This is a genomic window from Rhizobium sp. Root1220, assembly GCF_001426265.1.
Lineage (GTDB): Bacteria > Pseudomonadota > Alphaproteobacteria > Rhizobiales > Rhizobiaceae > Rhizobium.
Genome location: NZ_LMDG01000037.1, coordinates 190763 through 210362, shown reverse-complemented (window position 1 = coordinate 210362; position 19600 = coordinate 190763). Strand labels below are relative to the sequence as shown.

General features: G+C 60.0%; 22 protein-coding genes. 16 read left to right on the top strand and 6 right to left on the bottom strand.

Annotated features, from left to right (window positions below):
- Positions 1–5: 5 nt before the first annotated feature.
- Complete coding sequence (locus ASC90_RS27275; RefSeq protein ID WP_082520067.1) at positions 6–671, bottom strand: GH25 family lysozyme; 666 nt, start codon at positions 669–671, stop codon at positions 6–8.
- 430 nt (positions 672–1101) lie between these two features.
- On the opposite strand from ASC90_RS27275, the gene cysS reads away from it, so the two are divergent.
- Genes cysS through cimA form a run of 5 tightly spaced genes read left to right on the top strand, consistent with a single transcriptional unit; the run spans position 1102 to position 6043 of the window.
- Positions 1102–2493: a cysteine--tRNA ligase gene (gene cysS / locus ASC90_RS27270; protein ID WP_056547819.1), complete on the top strand. Its 1392-nt coding sequence runs from the start codon at positions 1102–1104 to the stop codon at positions 2491–2493.
- Positions 2490–2966, top strand: a complete 477-nt coding sequence (locus tag ASC90_RS27265) for a GFA family protein (RefSeq protein WP_056547817.1) — start codon at positions 2490–2492, stop codon at positions 2964–2966. The genes cysS and ASC90_RS27265 overlap by 4 nt, the downstream gene beginning before the upstream one ends.
- Positions 2963–3439, top strand: coding sequence for a GFA family protein (locus tag ASC90_RS27260; protein ID WP_056547815.1), 477 nt, complete (start codon positions 2963–2965; stop codon positions 3437–3439). The genes ASC90_RS27265 and ASC90_RS27260 overlap by 4 nt, the downstream gene beginning before the upstream one ends.
- Positions 3436–4395, top strand: coding sequence for a prolyl aminopeptidase (pip, locus tag ASC90_RS27255; RefSeq protein ID WP_056547812.1), 960 nt, complete (start codon positions 3436–3438; stop codon positions 4393–4395). Before ASC90_RS27260 ends, pip begins: the two co-directional genes overlap by 4 nt.
- 31 nt (positions 4396–4426) lie before the next feature.
- Entirely contained in the window at positions 4427–6043 is a 1617-nt protein-coding gene (gene cimA / locus ASC90_RS27250; protein ID WP_056548025.1) for a citramalate synthase, read from the top strand.
- 5 nt (positions 6044–6048) lie between these two features.
- Here the strand turns inward: cimA and ASC90_RS27245 are convergent, their stop codons facing one another.
- A complete protein-coding gene (locus ASC90_RS27245; RefSeq protein WP_056547807.1) occupies positions 6049–6924 on the bottom strand; it encodes an rRNA adenine N-6-methyltransferase family protein in 876 nt (291 codons plus the stop codon).
- Positions 6925–7040: 116 nt separating this feature from the next.
- Here ASC90_RS27245 and rarD point away from each other — a divergent pair, with 116 nt between their 5' ends.
- Positions 7041–7979 carry an EamA family transporter RarD gene (rarD, locus tag ASC90_RS27240; RefSeq protein ID WP_056547804.1) on the top strand — a complete coding sequence of 313 codons (939 nt, stop codon included), beginning with the start codon at positions 7041–7043 and terminating at the stop codon, positions 7977–7979.
- Here the strand turns inward: rarD and ASC90_RS27235 are convergent.
- The gene (locus tag ASC90_RS27235; RefSeq protein ID WP_082520062.1) at positions 7963–8589 is read right to left on the bottom strand and encodes a TIGR00730 family Rossman fold protein; all 627 of its coding nucleotides are present in this window, start codon (positions 8587–8589) and stop codon (positions 7963–7965) included. The genes rarD and ASC90_RS27235 overlap by 17 nt on opposite strands.
- A gap of 155 nt (positions 8590–8744) precedes the next feature.
- Between ASC90_RS27235 and ASC90_RS27230 the strand changes: the two genes are divergently transcribed.
- The 5 genes from ASC90_RS27230 to ASC90_RS29520 all read left to right on the top strand — a co-directional run bounded on the left by ASC90_RS27230 (position 8745) and on the right by ASC90_RS29520 (position 14793).
- Positions 8745–10739, top strand: coding sequence for an Ig-like domain-containing protein (locus ASC90_RS27230; RefSeq protein WP_056547798.1), 1995 nt, complete (start codon positions 8745–8747; stop codon positions 10737–10739).
- 197 nt (positions 10740–10936) lie between these two features.
- Positions 10937–12814, top strand: coding sequence for an ABC transporter ATP-binding protein/permease (locus ASC90_RS27225; RefSeq protein ID WP_056547795.1), 1878 nt, complete (start codon positions 10937–10939; stop codon positions 12812–12814).
- 115 nt (positions 12815–12929) lie between these two features.
- Positions 12930–13628, top strand: a complete 699-nt coding sequence (locus ASC90_RS27220; RefSeq protein ID WP_056547792.1) for a phosphatidylserine decarboxylase — start codon at positions 12930–12932, stop codon at positions 13626–13628.
- A gap of 18 nt (positions 13629–13646) precedes the next feature.
- Positions 13647–14492, top strand: a complete 846-nt coding sequence (gene pssA, locus ASC90_RS27215; protein ID WP_056547789.1) for a CDP-diacylglycerol--serine O-phosphatidyltransferase — start codon at positions 13647–13649, stop codon at positions 14490–14492.
- A gap of 160 nt (positions 14493–14652) precedes the next feature.
- The gene (locus ASC90_RS29520) at positions 14653–14793 is read left to right on the top strand and encodes a hypothetical protein (protein ID WP_200950955.1); all 141 of its coding nucleotides are present in this window, start codon (positions 14653–14655) and stop codon (positions 14791–14793) included.
- Here the strand turns inward: ASC90_RS29520 and ASC90_RS27210 are convergent.
- The 3 genes from ASC90_RS27210 to ASC90_RS27200 are packed head-to-tail and all read right to left on the bottom strand — an operon-like array spanning position 14790 to position 16577.
- Complete coding sequence (locus tag ASC90_RS27210) at positions 14790–15413, bottom strand: LysE/ArgO family amino acid transporter (protein WP_056547786.1); 624 nt, start codon at positions 15411–15413, stop codon at positions 14790–14792. The genes ASC90_RS29520 and ASC90_RS27210 overlap by 4 nt on opposite strands.
- Before the next feature lie 36 nt (positions 15414–15449).
- A complete protein-coding gene (locus tag ASC90_RS27205) occupies positions 15450–16214 on the bottom strand; it encodes an SOS response-associated peptidase (protein ID WP_056547783.1) in 765 nt (254 codons plus the stop codon).
- A 42-nt stretch (positions 16215–16256) separates the two neighbouring features.
- The gene (locus ASC90_RS27200) at positions 16257–16577 is read right to left on the bottom strand and encodes a YnfA family protein (protein ID WP_056547782.1); all 321 of its coding nucleotides are present in this window, start codon (positions 16575–16577) and stop codon (positions 16257–16259) included.
- Between the two features lie 86 nt (positions 16578–16663).
- Between ASC90_RS27200 and ASC90_RS27195 the strand changes: the two genes are divergently transcribed.
- From ASC90_RS27195 to ASC90_RS27175, 5 genes are all read left to right on the top strand, one after another.
- Complete coding sequence (locus ASC90_RS27195) at positions 16664–17080, top strand: NUDIX domain-containing protein (protein WP_056547779.1); 417 nt, start codon at positions 16664–16666, stop codon at positions 17078–17080.
- A gap of 60 nt (positions 17081–17140) precedes the next feature.
- Positions 17141–17572, top strand: a complete 432-nt coding sequence (locus tag ASC90_RS27190; protein ID WP_056548022.1) for a TIGR02301 family protein — start codon at positions 17141–17143, stop codon at positions 17570–17572.
- A 100-nt stretch (positions 17573–17672) separates the two neighbouring features.
- A complete protein-coding gene (locus ASC90_RS27185) occupies positions 17673–17930 on the top strand; it encodes a hypothetical protein (protein ID WP_037082203.1) in 258 nt (85 codons plus the stop codon).
- Positions 17931–17947: 17 nt separating this feature from the next.
- Positions 17948–18697, top strand: coding sequence for a hypothetical protein (locus ASC90_RS27180; protein ID WP_056547777.1), 750 nt, complete (start codon positions 17948–17950; stop codon positions 18695–18697).
- Positions 18698–18760: 63 nt separating this feature from the next.
- Positions 18761–19597, top strand: a complete 837-nt coding sequence (locus ASC90_RS27175) for a folate-binding protein YgfZ (RefSeq protein WP_056547774.1) — start codon at positions 18761–18763, stop codon at positions 19595–19597.
- The last annotated feature ends 3 nt before the right edge of the window (positions 19598–19600 follow it).

Sequence of the window (19600 nt, the reverse complement as noted above, 5' to 3'; positions counted from 1 at the left end):
TCCGTTCATTGAGCAGCAAGCGTTCCAAAAAGATCTGAGAAAGCCGTTTGCGACGGACATAAGGCGTTGAGATCGACGGGTCCCTGGATGCCGGTAACAGTGCCGTTATCGGCAAACTGCCATATCGACCAGACACCGCAATCTTTCCTGGCCGGTTCTTCCGCAATGCTTCTCAGCCAGAGATAGTGCTCGGGAAAGCTGGCTTCGTTGCCCTTCAGGTATTGGTCGAAGAACTGCTGGTTGAGGTAGAAGATCGGCTTGCCGGGATAAACGCCCTTCAACTCTGCGAGGAAGCCGCTGATCTCCGCGATCAACTCTTCGCGCGTCGGCACCTTGCCGCAATTACCGGTGAATTCGAGATCGATAGTGATCGGCAGCGTGCCGGGCTCAGCGGGAACCGTCGTCAACACGTTTTGCGCCTGCTCGCGGCCAGCGCGGCAGAAAGTGAAGAAGTGATAGGCGCCGCGCACGATTCCGGCGTCCCTGGCGGCCCGCCAGTTCTCGGCAAACCGTGTGTCGCGGTGATCTCCGCCCTCGGTCGCCTTCATGATCGCGAAGCGTACATTCGGCTGTGTGGCCAGCTTCTTCCAGTCGATGCTGCCCTGGTGGTGGCTGATGTCGATGCCCTGGATTGGATAGTCTGCGAGCGAGGGAGGAGAGAACGGTGCCATTGCACGATCGTATGCCAGATACGTCGCCGACGCGACCGCCAGAATGGCGATGCCGATGATGGCTTGGTGAAACGGCTTCACGTGGATTCCCTCGGTTTGTTTTGCGTCTTCTGTAGCAGAAATCTCTAGGCGACATGATGCGCGGCACCGTGCCGGCCCTTCGCTTTCGCTTCCGGCGTTCGGCGCTGCAATCGATTCTCTGGATCGATTGCGCCAGCTGTGCCAGACCGCGCCTCCCCCCTTGACCAAACCCTAAACCCGAGCCATAAAACCCGCCATGAAAACGGTTACCTGCATTATCTGCCGGAAGATTATTCGCTAGCGCGCGCTGGCCTGGCCGTTTTCGTCTCCTGAAAGCCCAAGATGAGAAACGCCCCGGCCCGCCGGTGGAAGTGTTTTTTTCGGATCATTGCATTTTGGGAGAGTAGACATGGACGGCCAGCCGGGATCACATCCGCCGGAACTCAAGCTGTACAACACGCTGACGCGCGAAAAGACGGTGTTTGCACCGATCGATCCGCAGAATGTCCGCATGTATGTCTGCGGCCCGACCGTCTACGACTTCGCCCACATCGGCAACGCTCGCCCGGTCATCGTCTTCGACGTGCTGTTCCGGCTGCTGAACCACGTCTACGGCACCGACCACGTTACCTATGCGCGCAACATCACCGACGTCGATGACAAGATCAACGCGCGTGCCCTGCGCGACTATCCCGGCTTGCAACTGAACGCTGCCATTCGCGCGGTGACCGAGAAAACAGAAAAGCAGTTTCTGGATGATGCCACGTCGCTCGGCTGCCTTGAGCCGAGCGTGCAGCCGCGCGCGACGGATAATATCGCCGAGATGATCGTTATCATCGAAAAGCTGATCGCCAATGGTCATGCCTACAAGGCAGCCGGCGAAGTGCTGTTCGACACGAAATCTATGGCCGATTACGGCCAGCTTTCGAAGCGCAATCTTGACGAGCAGCAGGCAGGCGCCCGCATCGCCGTCGACGCGCACAAGAAGAACCCCGGCGACTTTGTCCTCTGGAAACTATCGAGCGAGAGCGAACCCGGCTGGGAAAGCCCCTGGGGCCGTGGTCGTCCCGGCTGGCATATCGAGTGCTCGGCGATGAGCGGCCGTTATCTGGGCGATGTCTTCGACATCCATGGCGGTGGGCTGGACTTGATCTTCCCGCATCACGAGAACGAGATCGCACAATCGCGCTGCGCCCACGGCACCAAGGTGATGGCGAATGTCTGGATGCACAACGGTTTCCTGCAGGTCGAAGGCCGCAAGATGTCGAAGTCCGAAGGCAATTTCGTCACGATCTACGAACTGCTGCACACGGAGAAGTTCGGCGGTCGGCAATGGCCCGGCCCGGTGCTGCGCCTTGCGATGCTGATGACGCATTACCGTGAACCTATCGACTTCTCGATCAAGAGGCTCGAGGAGGCCGAGCGGCTGCTTGCCAAGTGGCCGGCCGCAGAGGCGGGACATGCCGCACCCGATGCTTCGGTTGTGAGCGCACTCGCCGACGACCTCAACACGGTCGCGGCGATTCAGGCGCTGCACGCGATTGCCCAATCCGGCGACCGCGCAACGTTTGCTGCAAGCGCCCTGCTGTTGGGCGTTCTGCCCGAGATGGCGGAGATCGACGAAGCGGTGGCGATCGAGATCGACGCGCGGGTCAAGGCGCGGCTGGAGCTGCTGAAAGCCAAGAACTTCGCAGAGGCCGATCAGATCCGCGATACGCTGCTTGCGGAGGGCATCCAGCTGAAGGACGGCAAGGATGCCGCGACCGGCGAGCGAGTGACCAAGTGGGAGGTGAAACGATGACCACCTACACAGGCGGCTGCCAGTGCGGGGCGATCCGGTTTCGCGTTCGCGCCATGCTCAAGGACTCATCCATTTGCCATTGCCGCATGTGCCAGAAGGCTTTCGGTGCTTACTACGCGCCGCTCGTCTCCGTACGTGGCGCCGAGTTTGAATGGACGCGGGGTGAGCGGAAGCTTTTCCGCTCGTCCAACTTCGTGGAGCGCGGGTTCTGTGGCGCTTGCGGCACGCCGCTTACATACGAGGCGCCGGATGGCATGGCGATCGCGGCAGGGGCCTTCGACGATCCTTCGGCGCTGCCGCCGGTTATCCAGTTCGGAGCCGAGGGGAAGATCGGCTTTGTCGATCATCTGCACCTGCTTCCTGTCCGCGCAACGGCAGAGGATGCGGAAGCAGCGCCTTTCGTGCTCGATATCGTCTCCTATCAGCATCCCGACCATGACACGGTCGCCTGGCCCTCCGGAGCATCATCATGAGCGGACCAGTCAAAACAGGCGGCTGCCAGTGTGGCGCCGTGCGTTTCCGCATCAGCGGCAAGCTCGGGCGACCGTCGATCTGCCACTGCCGCATGTGCCAAAAGCAGTTCGGCGGGTTCTTCTCAGCACTCGTGACGGCACCCGAGGAAGGCATGGAATGGACACGTGGAGAGCCGAGCTACTTCCAGTCTTCGGTGAACATCGAGCGCGGTTTCTGCAAGAGTTGCGGGACACCTATGACCTACCGGCACCCGGGCGGGCTTGAGCTTGCTATTGGCACCTTCGACGACCGCAGCGATCTGGCGCCGCAAATCCAGGTGAACTACGACGCACGCATTCCGTGGGTCGAGACGATCTTCGACCAACCGGTTCATACCGACCTCGATTTCTACGCACGGCAGGAGGCGATCATCTCCTTCCAACATCCCGATCACGATACCAATATCTGGCCAGCTGAAGGCGTGAAAATATGACTGAAGTCCTGCGGACGCTCTATCCCGAAATCGAACCCTATGCTTCCGGTCATCTCGATGTCGGCGACGGCCATGTGATCTATTGGGAACGCTCCGGCACACCGGGTGCCAAGCCCGCGGTCTTCCTGCACGGTGGCCCCGGCGGCGGATTTTCTCCGAGCCACCGCCGGCTTTTCGACCCGGCGCTCTATGACGTGACATTGTTCGACCAACGCGGTTGCGGAAAGTCCACGCCACATGCGGATCTCAACGCCAACACCACCTGGGACCTGGTCGCCGATATCGAGCGTCTGCGCGAGATGGCCGGCGCCGAGAAGTGGCAGGTCTTCGGCGGCTCCTGGGGTTCGACGCTGGCTCTGGCCTATGCGGAAAAGTATCCGGAGCGGGTTTCGGAACTGGTGGTGCGCGGCATATACACGCTGACCAGGGCCGAACTCGACTGGTACTATCAGTTCGGTGTCTCGGAGATGTTCCCGGACAAGTGGGAGCGCTTCATTGCACCGATTCCCGAGGAAGAGCGTCACGAGATGATGCTCGCCTACAACAGACGCCTGACGCATGAAGACAAGGCCGTGCGCCTCGAAGCTGCCAAGGCCTGGAGTATCTGGGAAGGCGAAACGATTACCCTGCTGCCGGAGCCTTCGACCAGCGGCAAGTTCGAGGATGCCGAATTCGCCTACGCGTTCGCGCGCATCGAGAACCACTTCTTCGTCAATGCTGGCTGGATGGACGAAGGGCAACTGCTTCGCGACGCCCACAAGCTCAAGGACATCCCCGGCGTAATCGTGCATGGACGCTACGATATGCCCTGCCCCGCACGCTATGCCTGGGCATTGCACAAGGCCTGGCCGCGAGCTGATTTTCATCTGATCGAAGGCGCCGGCCATGCCTATTCGGAGCCGGGCATCCTCGACAAGCTGATCCGTGCAACGGACAAATTTGCCGGGAAACAATAACGAGCTGCAAGGCCGCGACGGGACGGACACCATGACACGCGAAAAGATCTACCTCTTCGACACGACGCTCCGCGACGGGCAGCAGACGCCCGGGATCGATTTTTCGGTCGAGGACAAGATTGCTATCGCCGCCATGCTGGACGAATTCGGCCTTGATTACGTCGAGGGCGGCTATCCGGGCGCAAACCCTACGGATACCGCCTTCTTCAACGAGAAACGGACCCAGTACGCCTCCTTCGTTGCCTTCGGCATGACGAAGCGCGCAGGCGTTTCCGCCTCCAACGATCCGGGACTCGCAAGCCTGCTGCAGGCCAAGAGCGACGCGATCTGTCTGGTCGCCAAGAGCTGGGACTATCACGTGAAGGTGGCGCTCGGCTGTACCAACGAGGAGAATCTCGAGAGCATCGCCGAAAGCGTGAAAGCGGTCGTTGACGCCGGCAAGGAGGCGATGATCGATTGCGAGCACTTCTTCGATGGCTTCAAGGCCAATCCGACCTACGCACTTGCCTGCGCCAAGGCGGCCTACGATTCCGGCGCGCGCTGGGTCGTCCTCTGTGACACCAATGGAGGCACCCAACCACCCGAGATCCGGGCCATAGTCGAGGCCGTCGTCGCGTCGGGCGTTCCTGGAGACTGTCTTGGTATCCACGCGCACAATGACACCGGTCAGGCGGTCGCCAATTCGCTTGCCGCGGTGGAGGCGGGCGTGCGGCAGGTCCAGGGCACGCTCAACGGCATCGGTGAACGCTGCGGCAACGCCAACCTTGTGACATTGATACCGACCCTGGCGCTCAAGGAAACCTACACGTCGCGCTTCGAAACCTCGATCGATGCCGAGCGGCTGCTGAACCTGACAAGGCTCTCGCACGCCTTCGACGAACTTCTGAACCGATCGCCGGACCATCAGATGCCTTATGTCGGCGCTTCCGCCTTTGCCACGAAAGCGGGAATCCATGCCTCGGCACTGCTCAAGGATCCGCGTACGTATGAGCACGTGACGCCCGAAAGCGTCGGCAACTTCCGTAAGGTTATGGTGTCCGATCAGGGCGGCAAAGCGAACTTCATCAACGCGCTGAAGCGCCGCGGCATCGAGGTCGGCAAGGACGATCCGAAGCTTGACCGGCTGATCTCGCTCGTCAAGGAACGTGAAGCCTCGGGCTATGCCTACGAGGGTGCCGATGCGAGCTTCGAGCTGCTTGCGCGCCGGACGCTTGGCACGATCCCGGAATTCTTCTCTGTCGAAGGCTTCCGTGTCATGGTCGAGCGGCGGTTCGATTCGCATGGGCACGTGAAGATCGTCTCGGAAGCCGTTGTAAAAATGGCCATTGATGGCAACACGATCATGTCCGTTGCCGAAGGCGATGGACCGGTCAACGCGCTTGATCTCGCGCTGCGTAAGGATTTCGGCAAATACCAGCATGAGATCGACGACCTCGTACTTGCCGACTTCAAGGTTCGTATCCTCAATGGCGGCACGGAAGCCATTACCCGCGTGCTGATCGAATCGACCGATAGCGACGGCGTGCGCTGGTGGACCGTGGGCGTATCGGAAAACATCATCGACGCGTCGTTCCAGGCATTGATGGATTCGGTGATCTACAAGTTGATGAAGAACCGTCAGTTGGCGGGGAAAATCGCAGCTGAGTAGGACAGTCATGCATTTCGCGCGGTGACCAGACCCCAGTCACTTTCCGAATACCATTCCTCCGCCAGCTGTTTCGTCTTCCAGCGCAGGCTGCAAACGTCGCACATTCCACCCTTCCGGAAGGCAGTTTCCAGCCTGCGATAGCGCGCCACGGCACCGAATGCCGCCTCACCCCAGACGAAAGCGACGGGACCGAGAAAGGCTGCCTGGTAGCCCTCGTCATTGCGGCTGAACAAGAAGAAGCCTGCATAGGCGGTAAACCCGGTCGATCTCCCGCCGACGTCCGCGTCGGGTACGCCAAGCGGAAAGATTAGGCGCCCGCCAGGCTTCAGACGCTCGATCCAACGATCCGCCGGCCGATGCACCGCGAAATTCACGTAGATGGCGTCGGTCGGCTGCTCTGGCCATTCAAGGCCGTTGCCGTGGACAACATCGACATTGGGGTATTTCTTGAGGTTGCGGAGCGCACGTTCTGCCAGATGGCGGTCGAACTCCACCGCAACGACCCGGCCGCCAGCCCCAACCAGCAGCGACATCATCGCGGTGTAATAGCCACTGCCGGCGCCGATATGGCAGACTGTATCTCCTTGTCTTAGCGCAAGCCTGTGAAGCCCGCGGGCATGGAGGCTGGGGCTGCCGTTGTTGATTTGACGCTCGGGCTGAAGCGCGAAGAGCGCATCCTGATAGACTACGCCGGGATCGGTGGCCGGAACATCCCGATAGCCATCCCAATCGGCCATCTTCCAGGGCGGCGGTCCGAGGAAGCACTCGCGCTGAACGGTGGAGAACGCGCGCAGAAGGGCGCCGTCATTTTGGATGCTCGCTTTCGCAAGCATTCGCGCCGCAAATGCCCGACGGCAGACTGCGAGGGCCTTCTCGTCCATATCGGTCACCTCACCTGTTCGAAACCTTGCCCGGCGTCAATTCACTGAAATGAATTGGCCTATTCACGGTCGTTAGGTTAAGCGGGCCACAACAAGAACAATCATGGAAACACCCGATGTCCGCGGATGCAAGCGCTCCGGCTATCAAGAATGAAGACAGTCCGCGCGGATTTGCATTCGCGCTTACGGCCTATCTGTTGTGGGGCTTTCTGCCGATCTACATGAAGGCCCTCGCCCACATCTCGCCTGCGGAAGTCATCGCGCACAGAATTGTCTGGTCCCTGCCCCTTGCAGGGCTAGTGCTTGTCGTGCTCGGTCGTACCCAGGATGTGCGTGTCGCGTTGAGATCCCCGCGCATGCTGGCCATGGCCTCGCTCACGGCGGCGCTGATTACCGTCAACTGGGGAACTTATGTCTGGGCAATCGGTTCTGGGCATTCGCTAGACGCGGCGCTTGGCTACTTCATCAATCCGCTGTTCAGCATTTTTCTTGGCGCCGTCGTGTTGAAGGAACGGCTGCGCCCGATGCAGATCGCCGCGATCGCGCTTGCCGCCCTGGCGGTGGTCGTCCTTGCCTTCGACAGCGGCGGCGTTCCTTGGGTATCGTTGAGCCTGACGATTTCCTGGGGTCTCTACGCGCTCTTTCGGAAGACGCTGCCGCTCGGCCCGAACCAGGGCTTCTTCCTTGAGGTGCTGATCCTCAGCGTGCCTGCCCTGTTCTACATTCTCTACCTCGAATTCGGCAGTGGCGAGGGACACTTCGTTCGCACCGGAATGACGGACACCGCCCTCCTCCTTGGCTGCGGTGTCGTGACGGCCGTGCCGCTGATGATCTACGCAAATGGCGCGAAGCTGCTCCGGCTGTCGACGATCGGCATCATGCAGTACATCGCGCCGACGATGATCTTCCTGATCGCAGTGTTCATTTTCAAGGAACCGCTTGGCACAGCACGCATGGTAGCCTTCCCACTCATTTGGGCAGGACTGTTCCTTTTCAGCTGGTCGATGCTGAGGGGAAGCCGGGAGCCAGCGCCCGGCACTACATCTTCGAGATAACTGCCTCTTCGCCGTCGCGGTCAGCGGATGCGATTTCAGCTGCCTGGGCGATGATGCCGGGGATGATCTCCGACACATCGTCGATCACCAGCGGTTGGACACGATGGGCGGTGTGAACGAAGCCCTCGTCGGTCATGTGGCGTAGCAACTCCATCATCGGGTCCCAGAAGCCGTTGATGTTTGCAAACACCATCGGCTTTTCATGCCGACCGAGCTGTGCCCAGGTCATGATCTCGATGATTTCCTCCAGCGTGCCGATTCCGCCGGGCAGAGCGACGAAGGCATCCGAGCGCTCGAACATGGCGTGTTTGCGCGCGTGCATGTCAGGGGTTACAATCAACTCGTTGAGCTGACCGAGAGAGTGGCGCGTGGCTTCCATGTCGATCAGGAATTCCGGGATGATGCCGGTGACCTTACCGCCGTTCGAAAGCACGCCGCTCGCGACCGCTCCCATGATGCCTTTGGTACCGCCGCCATAGACAAGGCGCAGGTCGTACTCGGCGATTTCTTTCCCCAAGGCACGGCCCGCAGCCATATGGGCGGGATCGCGACCGGGGCGAGATCCGCAATAGACACAGATGGAGCGAATGGAATGAGATTGATCTGTCATAGGGGCAAACAACTATTCTCTCTGCCTCCAGTCAAGAAAAATGACGGAAAAGCCGTGTCTTACATTTCTCCACCTACTTTGACTGCTTGTGCAAAGCAGCGGGAATCGCTAGCAATTTTAGGAAGTCCGGCAAGATGGCCGCCTGGGAGACGTGAATGATGAGAAACCGTGCCGGCTTGCTGGCCCTTGCAGTGCTCGTAGTCGCAATTCTGTTGATGGTCTTTTTCGTCATGCCCCGCATCGGCGACGATGCCGCAAAAGTTGGAGACGCAATAAATCAGGCCGGCTCCGAGGTTAAGAACACCGTTGCCGAATCTGCCAAAACTTCTCGCCCGGCTGCGCCCGATGACGTATCGACCACACAGACGGTTAGTCGGTTGTCGTCTGACGCCAGCCAGTCACTCGCCGAACTTAAGGCGCTCTTTGCCGACGGCAAGGGGCCGACCGAGGAAGTTTTCGCAGCTGCCAGATCAAAGGCAGCCACTTCCCTCCAGGCACTCTCCGACTTCGTGGTTCCTGATGGGACGAACCAGGTCACGGCGACAGCGGCAACGAAGGCAAGGGACGGTGCCGCAAAGGCGCTGGGCTTCATACGGGCGCTGCCGGAAAATATTGCTGACGCCGGTGTGGCCGTGGCAAAGGCCGAAGCAGCGCTGACGGGCGCCCCTGAACCCACGGCATCCGCCGCGGCAACACCCCCAGCGGCCGATGCGGGTCCGAAGTTGCCGACCTTCGACGTTCTTCGCGTCGAACCGGATGGATCCACAGTGATCGCCGGTTCGGCCGAACCGAACAGCAAGCTGGAGATCGTCGACGGCGACAAGGTAGTGGCCACGACCGACGTCGGCGCCACCGGCGACTTTGCTGCCATCCTCGACACCCCGCTGCCTTCGGGCGATCATCAGCTCGTGCTGCGGGCGACCAGCAAGGATGGGAAAGCCCTAACCTCCGAAGAAGTCGCAACCATCTCCATCCCACGGGACGGCAAGACGTCCGACCTGCTTGCCATGGTCTCCAAGCCCGGCACGGCGAGCCGCATCATCACCGCGCCCAAGCCGGAGACGCAGGTAGCGGCAAACGGCGCAATCGGATCAGCCGATCAGCCGGTGGCGCCACCAAAAGCCGAGACGCCTACATCGACGGATGTTGCAAGCGCTCCCGCGTCCGCCGGGTCGCAGCCAGGCGCGGCATCTGCTTCCGACGTCATGGTCAGCGCGGTCGAGATCGAAGGCGACAAGATTTTCGTGGCCGGCACAGCAAAGCCATCCTACGACGTGCTGGCCTATGCGGATGACAAACTGATCGGAAAGGCCAAGGTTAGCCCCGACGGTCATTTTGTCATCGACGGTGTCATGCCGTTGGCTGTCGGCGACCACAAGATCCGGGTCGATGTCGTTGATGCCGCCGGCAAGGTTGCCGTTCGTGCATCGGTGAACTTCAATCGTCCGGAGGGAAACCAGGTGATGGTTGCTGCTCAAGGCGGCAATCCCAACGTGAGCACCCCGCCCGCCGTGCTGCCGCTTGACGAGCGCGCCCTCGAGAAGCTGAAGAGTGATGCTAGCAAAGCGTTCTCCCTGCTTAGCGGGCTATTCGCCGACGGCAAGGCGCCGGGTGCAGAGCAGCTTGCAGCGGCACGTTCCGCAAACGAGATCGCATTGCGCTCCATCGCCGATTTCCGCGCTGCAGCCGACGCGACCGCCGAATTCAAGGAGCGCGCTTCCGCGGCGGCGCAAACCGCCGACACCGCGTTGAAGACGCTGCAGGCACTGCCCAGGGACGCGAAGTCCGTCGGCGATGCACTCGGCAAGCTTGGTGGCGTCGTTGTCGAGCTAACCGCTCCGGCAAGTGTACCGGCTGCACCAGCCGCAAACGAAACGGCAACGGATCAGAGCCAGCCGCCGACGGTCGAGCAGGCTCCCCTCACCGAAAGCAAGGAGACGATCATCATTCGCCGCGGCGATACGCTGTGGCAGATATCGCGGCGCGTCTACGGTCTCGGCGTTCGCTACACGACGATCTATGTCGCCAACGAGGAAAAGATCAACAACCCCGATCGCATTCTACCCGGTCAGATCTTCGGTTTGCCCAAGGATGCGCTGCCCAATGCCGAAGAGTTGCATCGCAAGCGGCTTTCCGGCAAGCACCTCTAGACACTTCTGCAGCACGGCCGGGCCCATATGATGCCCGGCCGTTCTTTTCTCCGCCCAATCTACATGTTGTATTGGTCTCGCCGATAACCTATGTGGCGGTGACGGCGATCATGTCCGGCGGAGGCCATTCCGGCAGCTCCGCCTTTTTGCTTTGCCTTCAATGCAGCGCAACCAGCGCCTCCCGTCCGGATATACGAATGGCAAACGGCAAGACAGTTTCAGAATCCAACCTGTTGCAAACGCTCCTCAATCTCTGGCCTTACATGTGGCCAAGCGGGCGGGCGGATCTGAAGATGCGTGTCGTCTGGGCATCGGTCTTTCTGCTTGTTTCCAAGTTTGTACTGCTCCTTGTCCCCTACTTCTTCAAGTGGTCGACCGATGCGCTGAACGGGAAAATGGACCTTGCAGGCAAGCTGCCTGACGTGCTTGTCGGCGCAACGGCGCTGGTGATCGCTTACAATGTGACCCGCCTTATCCAGCTCGGGCTCAATCAATTGCGCGACGCTCTCTTCGCCAGCGTCGGGCAGCACGCCGTACGCCAGCTCGCCTACAAAACCTTCGTCCACATGCACGAGCTCTCGCTGCGTTTTCACCTCGAGCGCAAGACGGGCGGTCTTTCGCGAGTGATCGAGCGCGGCACGAAGGGCATCGAGACGATCGTGCGTTTCACGATCCTCAATTCCGTTCCAACGCTGATCGAGTTCCTGCTGACTGCCATCATCTTCTGGTGGGGCTACGGCTTTTCCTATCTCGCCGTCACGGCGTTCACGGTGTGGGCCTACATCTGGTTTACCATTCGGGCCAGTGACTGGCGCATCTCCATTCGCCGCACGATGAACGACAGCGACACCGACGCCAATACCAAGGCGATCGACTCCCTCCTCAATTTCGAGACCGTGAAGTATTTCGGAAACGAGGAGATGGAGGCAAAGCGCTTCGACGCGTCGATGGAGCGTTATGAGAAGGCAGCCACGAGCGTGTGGACCTCGCTCGGCTGGCTCAACTTCGGGCAAGGAGTTATTTTCGGTGTTGGAACCACGGTGATGCTGGTTCTCTCTGCCCTCGCCGTCCAGCGTGGCGATCAGACGATCGGCGACTTCGTCTTCGTAAACTCCATGCTGCTGCAGCTTTCCGTGCCGCTCAATTTCATCGGCTTCGTCTATCGCGAAATCCGCCAGGGACTGACCGATATCGAGCAGATGTTCGACCTCCTCGAGGTGCAGGCGGAGGTCAAGGACGCACCCGATGCCGTGCCGCTCGCCATTCGCAACGGCGCCATATCGTTCAAGGACGTCCACTTTTCCTACGACCCGGCTCGTCCAATTCTCAAGGGTATTTCCTTCGAGGTGCCAGCCGGCAAGACGGTGGCTGTTGTGGGACCATCCGGAGCAGGCAAGTCGACGCTGTCGCGGCTGCTCTATCGATTCTACGATATACAAAGCGGTTCCGTTACCGTCGACGGCCAGGATATCCGGGAGGTCACGCAGAAGAGCCTCAGATCGGTAATCGGCATGGTTCCGCAGGATACCGTGCTGTTCAACGATACGGTAGCCTACAACATCCGTTACGGAAGGCCGGGTGCCAGCGACGCGGAGGTGAAGTCCGCAGCGGAAATCGCCCAGATCGCACATTTCATAGACCTGCTCCCGGAAGGGTTCGACACGAAGGTCGGCGAGCGCGGACTGAAGCTATCGGGTGGGGAGAAACAGCGTGTCGCGATTGCACGAACGGTGCTGAAAGCGCCGCCGATTCTCATTCTCGACGAGGCTACCTCGGCGCTCGACACGACGACCGAGCGGGACATCCAAGCGGCGCTCGACGTGGTTTCCAAGAACCGCACGACGCTGGTAATTGCCCATCGCCTCTCCACGGTCATCGGTGCGGATGAGATCATCGTGCTGAAGAGCGGTGAGATCGCCGAGCGCGGCACCCATGCCGCACTTCTGCTGAAAAATGGCCTCTACGCTTCGATGTGGAATCGCCAGCGCGAAGCGACCGAAGCCGAAGAGCATCTGAAACAGGTTCGCGACAGTGACGATATGGGCGTCATCGACAGGCTTAGTCCCGCGACCTAGGCGGTTTTGCTGTTCGGAATGCGCTCAAAGATGTGGGTCCGGGAGCCGCAGCATTGCCCCGACCGAGGTTTAGCTGTAACCAGCGGTGAAGAAAAACCCTAGGAGCGCGGCATAAATGAGCTTGTTCAATACGGTACGCAATACGATCGTCCCGGTGCACAAGGAAGGTTATCCCTTCATCGCTGCCTTCTTCGTCGCCTCGCTGGTACTGGGGTGGATCTTCAAACCGCTTTTCTGGATCGGCCTGATCCTCACACTGTGGTGCGCCTACTTCTTCCGTGATCCGGAGCGGATGACGCCGCAGGACGACGATCTCGTCGTTTCGCCAGCAGACGGCAAGGTTTCCTCCATCCAGATGGTGATCCCACCCGCCGAACTTAATCTCGGCAGCGAGCCGATGCTACGTATCTCGGTTTTCATGAATGTCTTCAACTGCCACGTGAACCGCGCGCCGATGCGTGGGCGGATCGTCAGCATCAATCACCGCTCCGGAAGCTTCGTGAATGCCGAACTCGACAAGGCGAGTGAAGACAACGAGCGCAACGGACTGGTTATCGAGACGGCGCATGGCCAGATCGGCGTTGTCCAGATCGCTGGCCTCGTGGCACGTCGCATTCTCTGCTGGGCCAATGCCAACGAACCGCTGGACGCCGGCGAGCGCTTCGGCCTTATCCGCTTTGGTTCCCGTCTCGATGTCTTCCTGCCCGCCGGCGCTGCGCCGCGCGTTTCGCTTGGCCAGACGGCGATCGCCGGTGAGACGATTCTCGCGGAATTCGGCTCCGTCAAGGGCCCGGTCGTAAGCCGTCGCAGCTGATAACCATTGGAGCGCGACATGGAAACGCCTTTCCCGCCCTTCGAGCCCAACGGTCCCGACGATTCTGCCCGGGGGCCGCGACTTCGCGAGATCCCGCTTCGCCTGATCATACCCAACCTGATCACCATCCTGGCGATCTGCGCCGGACTGACGGGGATCCGCCTTGCCTTCGAAAATCGCTACGAACTTGCTGTGGGCATGGTGCTTCTCGCAGCCTTTCTCGACGGGATCGATGGCCGCGTTGCGCGCCTGATGAAGGCGACGTCGAAGTTCGGCGCACAAATGGACTCGCTTGCCGACATCGTGAACTTCGGTGTCGCCCCGGCTCTCGTGGTCTATGTTTTCGCGCTGGACCAGGCGCGCTCGATAGGCTGGATCGCCGCTCTCATCTACGCCATCGCGGCGGGCCTCCGTCTCGCGCGCTTCAATGTCATGGCCGAACGCGAGAACAAGGCATCATGGCAATCGGAGTATTTCGTCGGCGTACCAGCTCCGGCCGGCGCCATGCTGGTGCTGCTTCCCGTCTATCTCGGGTTTCTCGGCCTGACCACGGATAGAACCTTCGCCTACATTTCGGCGGCCTACACCGTCCTCATTGCCTTCCTGCTCATCAGCCGCCTTCCCGTCTGGTCCGGCAAGTCCGAGGGCAGCAAACTGAGGCGCGATCTTGTGCTGCCGATGATGCTCGGCGTCGTCGTCTATGTCGCCCTGCTTTCAAGCTTCACCTGGGAAGTCATGGTGGTGACCGCAGCCTTTTACCTGCTGACTCTCCCGTTCGGCGCACGCAAATGGAAGCGCAAGTACGGCACCCTGACAATCGAGGAACCAGGTGTCGGCGAAGACGACATCGGCCGTCACATATAGCATTTTTCGTCGCTGTAGTTGCATCGAAGGCTTGGCTCAAGCCTCGCGAATTATGCTGCGCATACATAATTCCTGATAAGCCTCGCCTCGATTTTGTCGCTATTGCAGACAAAAAAGCAATAATTATAAGAGTCTAGGGACAGCACGTAAGGAGAGTATTGTGACCCCGAAGAAGACGAGTGTGGAACAGCCTGCAAAGACCGACCTCAGCGCAAACTACCGTCCGGTCGGCCTCAAGGCCGTTCTTGCAGCGGCACTGATGCTGAAAAGCAAGCCAACGCTCACGAAGAAACTCGCCTAGGCAGTCCCGAGGAATCGGACGACGAGGCTGATAGCCAACAGCCCCATGACAAGACCGATAATCGCATCGAGAACCCGCCACGCGGCGGGTTTGGCGAACACCGGCTGCAGCAGCCGCGCACCATACCCCAACCCGAAGAACCAGATGAACGATACGGTGGCCGCGCCGACACCGTAGGCGATTCGGTCGGCGCCTTCATAGGCAGCGGACAAACTGCCGAGCAGCACGACCATGTCGAGATACACATGCGGATTGAGGAAGGTGAACGCGAGGCATGTTGCCACAGCGGCCTTCAGACCGAGCGGCTGAGGAGTGCCTGTCTGCATGGCGCCGGGATGCAGGGCGCGTCGAAAAGCCATCAAAGCATAAGTACCCAGGAACGCCGCACCGCCGAGCGTCACCACGGACATGAGCGTCGGAGATCTGGCGACCAGCGTTCCCAGCCCGGCAACGCCTGCAACAATCAACAGCGCGTCTGACAGCGCGCAAATCAGGCAGAGGACAAAGACGTGCGAGCGCAGCAATCCCTGACGCAGGATGAATGCGTTCTGCGCACCGATCGCGATGATGAGAGAGGCACCGAGGAAGAAGCCGGAAAGTGCGGCTGAAATCGAGAACATGAAATTTTCCGGTGTGAACGAGGCGGGAATATCGGTTCAGAAGAAGCTCAGTTGGCCATCATCCGGCTTCTTCTTTTCTACTGGCGGCAGAGGCTTCGCAAGCTCGGCTCTCTCCAAGAGATCGGCGCCCACATTGGCCACCTTGTTGACCTTGTCTGACACCGGGATTGCCTCGAAGAAATCCTCCTCCACCGGTTTCATCAGATCGGCAACATCACGGGGCTCTTGCGTCTTGCAATCGAGCCACCGCGAGAAATCATGGGGCTTGATCACAACGGGCATGCGATCATGAATGGGAGCAATGGAGGAATTTGCTGCCGTTGTCAGGATCGCGCCGGTATCGACCTCCGAGCCGTCTGCCGAAGACCACGTCTCCATCAATCCGGCGAAAGCGACAACGCCCCCTCGCCGCGGCTTGATCCAGTAGGCCTGGGACTTTTCGCCACTCTCCTTGGACGGTCGATGCCACTCGTAAAAGCCGGACGCCGGAACAAGGACGCGACGATGGCGCATGGCAGCGCGAAACGAGGCTTTACCGATGGCTGTTTCGGCACGCGCATTGATCCGCAGCGGAAACTGCTTGGGATCCTTTACCCAACCCGGCGTAAAGCCCCAACGCACCAGGAGCGCGCGCCGGTCGGGAAGATTACTCCCCGGTTCCTGCGATCCATCGGAAACCACGACAAGGATCGGTTGGGTCGGCGCAATATTGTAACGCGCGGGAAAATCCTCGAGATCCAGCACCCCCAGGATTTCCTTGAGCTCTTCAGGGGAAATGGTCAGCGCGTAACGTCCACACATCAGGATGTCTTTGCACCGTCGTCCCTCGGGGTCAAGCTTCGCTCAGCCGCGTGGCGCGAACAGAATAACCGCCGTGCCGCACAGGCACGCAATCGCTCCACCAATATCCCAGCGGTCGGGAACGCGGCTCTCCGCAAGCCAGAGCCAGATCAGCGAAGCGACGATGTAGATGCCCCCATAGGCTGCAAACGTTCGGCCGGCCGCTTCGCTCGGCACCAGTGTCAGAAGCCACGCAAACAGAGCCAACGACACCATGCCGGGCGCGATCCACCAGGCAGACTTTTCCATTCTCAACCACGCCCAGAAAGCAAAGCAGCCAGCGATCTCGAAAAGAGCCGCCGTAGCGTAGATGATATAAGTCACAAAGTGTTTCCTTCGAATCGGCGGCCCAGTATCCGGCGGAGCGACGGAGAAGCCAAGCAGGCAACAAGCATCGGAGCGGTCTCGTCATGAATTCCAACCCCACGCCGGCGTCTTCTGCCATCCTGCAGCGCGGCGATCGATTTCTTCTGGTGCTCCGCCGGAATCCACCGTCCGCCGATATGTATGCCTTCCCCGGTGGGCGAGCCGAACCCGACGAGACGCCGACAGAGACCGCCCTTCGAGAATTTCTGGAAGAGACGGGAATCGCCGCCCATAGCCCGCAGCTTTTTGCGGCCTACGACCTGAAAGCGCAGGCCGTCGACGGCAGTCTCAGCAGCCACTACTTCCTGTCCGTCTTCCGTGTCCAGGCCGATGAGCGGGCCGTTGCGGTCGCGAGCGACGATGCTGCGGACCTCGGCTGGTATACCGTCGACGAAATGCGCCGACTGCCGGTGCCGCAAAGCGTGCTTGAGTGTGCGGAGCGGCTGGCTGGCAGCGAATAAGCAAGTGGAAACTGAGGTGGGTGCCTTGTTCCCGTCACCGTGAAGGTATCCACTATCATCATGATTCCCGTTCGACGCGTGTTCTTGTTTCTAGTTCTTTGCGCCGGCGCTACGCCTTCCGTGTCCGTTTGGGCACAAGGCCAAACGCCACCTGTGCTGCCTGAAGAGAATGCGCCAAAAACGGTCACCGTGCCTTATGACGACAAGCTCTCGCGGCTCGCCGAGGTAATAGGTTCGGTGCATTACCTACGTACGCTTTGCAAAGCCGACAACGGCGGGGATTGGCGGGCACGAATGCAGCAACTGCTTGATTCGGAAGCCAAAGATGAGCCACAGCGGAAGGAAAAGCTGACAGCCGCATTCAATCGCGGCTATCGTGCCTTTGCGTCGGTTTATACGGATTGCACACAAGCCGCCATCGTGGCAGAAGAGCGCTACCGTAACGAAGGTGCAACACTCGCCACAGAAATTACGTCAAGGTTCGGAAATTGACGTTTAATTAACCTCTTTTCACACCCGGACGTGTCGTTTTGGGAAAAGGCTGATAGAGTTGTTAACTAGGCAGTAAGGCATGCAGTTTGAGGAAAAGACAATGGAACCAAGCCTCAATGACATCGACGACATGATCGTCCATGAGAAGACTCAGGCGGCCTTGGAGTACCATAATGAAGCCTGGGCCGATGGCATGGCGGACGGTATCGAGCCTGAGATCATTGCAGATACGGCAATCATTCACGCGCTGCGCGAGACGATTCGCCTTCATGGAGAAAATAGCGCCGAAGCGTTGTTGGATTCGTTGCGTGAACGCATGCTCGCCGGTGAATTTTCACCGAGCCGCACCCTGCAATAACAACTACAGAGAGTTCCATGCGTACCCGTAAGGACACTGCTTCGCGGCCTGCGATTGCGCCGCTTTTGCTCGCAATCGGTCTCGGCACCAGCAGTCTTCTGACCGGAACGACGGCCTCAGCACTTTCCGAACTGCAACAGCCCCCCGGGCAGCCTGACAATTCTGCGCCTTCCCACAATAGTGACCAGCCGGCTGTATCGCCGAGTACCTCACCCGGCGTTCCCATGCCCGATCCGCTCGTCAACAAGAAAACGGGGCAAGGCTCCGACACCACCCCCGGTGCGCAGGATGGTTCGAAGCCGGTCGAGGTTATTTACGACATCAGCAAGGTGCCTGAGCCTGTGCGTCGCATGCGCGAGCAGATCGTCGAAGCCGCGGCTTCCGGCGAACTCGAGCGGTTGCGGCCACTTCTGGGGACCGGGGCAAACCAGACCCAAGTGACAGTCGGCGAGCCGACTGACGATCCTATCAGCGCTCTCAAGGATCTTTCAGGTGATCCCGACGGCGACGAGATCCTCGCGATCATCCTCGACATCATCTCGACAGGGTTCGTTCATGTCGGTCAAGGCACCTCGGAAGAAATGTACGTCTGGCCCTACTTCGCGGAGGAAGACCTCAAGACATTGACGCCGCCCGAGCGCGTCGAGTTGCTGCGCATCGTCACTGCCGGCGATCTCGCCGATATGCAGGAGTTTGGCGGGTACAATTTCTACCGGCTCGGCATCACGCCCGATGGCAAGTGGAAGTATTTCACCGCCGGCGACTGAGGCTTGCGATGCGCTCGACGAAGACATACTTCTGAGCGGTAACGAACGCGACAGGTGCCAATCATGCCAGCGGTATTTCTGAGAAACCACTCGCTCATTCGGGTCGGCGGTGCGGAGGCTCAGCCCTTCCTCCAAAACCTGATAACGACCGATATCCAGTTACTCGAAACCGACGAAGCCCGGCCGGGCGCCTTGCTGACACCGCAGGGCAAGATCCTGTTTGACTTCATGATCTGGCGCGACGGCGACAACTTCCTGATCGAGACGGACGAAGGCCAACGCGATGCCTTGCTCAAGCGTCTGACGATGTACAAGCTAAGGGCTGCCGTTACCCTCTCCATGGAGGGCGACGGCGTGACCGTTTCCTGGGGCGGCGACACTATTGGAGCCCCCACTGATGCCCGTTTTGCCAAGGCAGGCATCCATCTTGTCCGGCGCCCCGGGCAAGATGGATCGGACGATTCGGCCACATACGATGCGCTGCGCATCGCCAACGGCGTTGCCGTTTCCGGCGCCGATTTTGCTCTGCAGGATGTCTTTCCGCACGACGTGCTGATGGATCTCAATGGCGGGCTGTCGTTCAAGAAAGGCTGCTATGTCGGGCAGGAGGTGGTGTCGCGCATGCAGCATCGCGGAACGGCGCGCCGGCGGCTAGCCTTGGTCAAGGGGACGACAGCGCTGCCCGTGACAGGAACCGAGACTACTGCCGCCGGCAAGCCTCTCGGCACCCTTGGGTCTGTCGTCGGAGACGCCGGCCTTGCGATCGTGCGCATCGACCGTGCCGGCGAAGCGATGGCGGCAGGCACGCCGATTATGGCGGGAGAAACGCCTGTTTCGCTTTCATTGCCGCAGTGGTCGGGCCTTATCTTTCCTTCGACCGCCGACGAGGCAACTGCGTGAGTG

Coding starts and splice junctions, on each gene's coding strand:
- ASC90_RS27245 (WP_056547807.1), bottom strand. CDS start 6,924: ATGGACGAGAAGGCCCTCGCAGTCTGCCGTCGGGCATTTGCGGCGCGA.
- cysS (WP_056547819.1), top strand. CDS start 1,102: ATGGACGGCCAGCCGGGATCACATCCGCCGGAACTCAAGCTGTACAAC.
- ASC90_RS27175 (WP_056547774.1), top strand. CDS start 18,761: ATGCCAGCGGTATTTCTGAGAAACCACTCGCTCATTCGGGTCGGCGGT.
- ASC90_RS27180 (WP_056547777.1), top strand. CDS start 17,948: ATGCGTACCCGTAAGGACACTGCTTCGCGGCCTGCGATTGCGCCGCTT.
- ASC90_RS27265 (WP_056547817.1), top strand. CDS start 2,490: ATGACCACCTACACAGGCGGCTGCCAGTGCGGGGCGATCCGGTTTCGC.
- ASC90_RS27230 (WP_056547798.1), top strand. CDS start 8,745: ATGATGAGAAACCGTGCCGGCTTGCTGGCCCTTGCAGTGCTCGTAGTC.
- cimA (WP_056548025.1), top strand. CDS start 4,427: ATGACACGCGAAAAGATCTACCTCTTCGACACGACGCTCCGCGACGGG.
- ASC90_RS27210 (WP_056547786.1), bottom strand. CDS start 15,413: ATGTTCTCGATTTCAGCCGCACTTTCCGGCTTCTTCCTCGGTGCCTCT.
- ASC90_RS27275 (WP_082520067.1), bottom strand. CDS start 671: ATGGCACCGTTCTCTCCTCCCTCGCTCGCAGACTATCCAATCCAGGGC.
- pssA (WP_056547789.1), top strand. CDS start 13,647: ATGGAAACGCCTTTCCCGCCCTTCGAGCCCAACGGTCCCGACGATTCT.
- ASC90_RS27185 (WP_037082203.1), top strand. CDS start 17,673: ATGGAACCAAGCCTCAATGACATCGACGACATGATCGTCCATGAGAAG.
- ASC90_RS27205 (WP_056547783.1), bottom strand. CDS start 16,214: ATGTGTGGACGTTACGCGCTGACCATTTCCCCTGAAGAGCTCAAGGAA.
- ASC90_RS27190 (WP_056548022.1), top strand. CDS start 17,141: ATGATTCCCGTTCGACGCGTGTTCTTGTTTCTAGTTCTTTGCGCCGGC.
- ASC90_RS27220 (WP_056547792.1), top strand. CDS start 12,930: ATGAGCTTGTTCAATACGGTACGCAATACGATCGTCCCGGTGCACAAG.
- ASC90_RS27235 (WP_082520062.1), bottom strand. CDS start 8,589: ATGACAGATCAATCTCATTCCATTCGCTCCATCTGTGTCTATTGCGGA.
- ASC90_RS27225 (WP_056547795.1), top strand. CDS start 10,937: ATGGCAAACGGCAAGACAGTTTCAGAATCCAACCTGTTGCAAACGCTC.
- rarD (WP_056547804.1), top strand. CDS start 7,041: ATGTCCGCGGATGCAAGCGCTCCGGCTATCAAGAATGAAGACAGTCCG.
- pip (WP_056547812.1), top strand. CDS start 3,436: ATGACTGAAGTCCTGCGGACGCTCTATCCCGAAATCGAACCCTATGCT.
- ASC90_RS27195 (WP_056547779.1), top strand. CDS start 16,664: ATGAATTCCAACCCCACGCCGGCGTCTTCTGCCATCCTGCAGCGCGGC.
- ASC90_RS27260 (WP_056547815.1), top strand. CDS start 2,963: ATGAGCGGACCAGTCAAAACAGGCGGCTGCCAGTGTGGCGCCGTGCGT.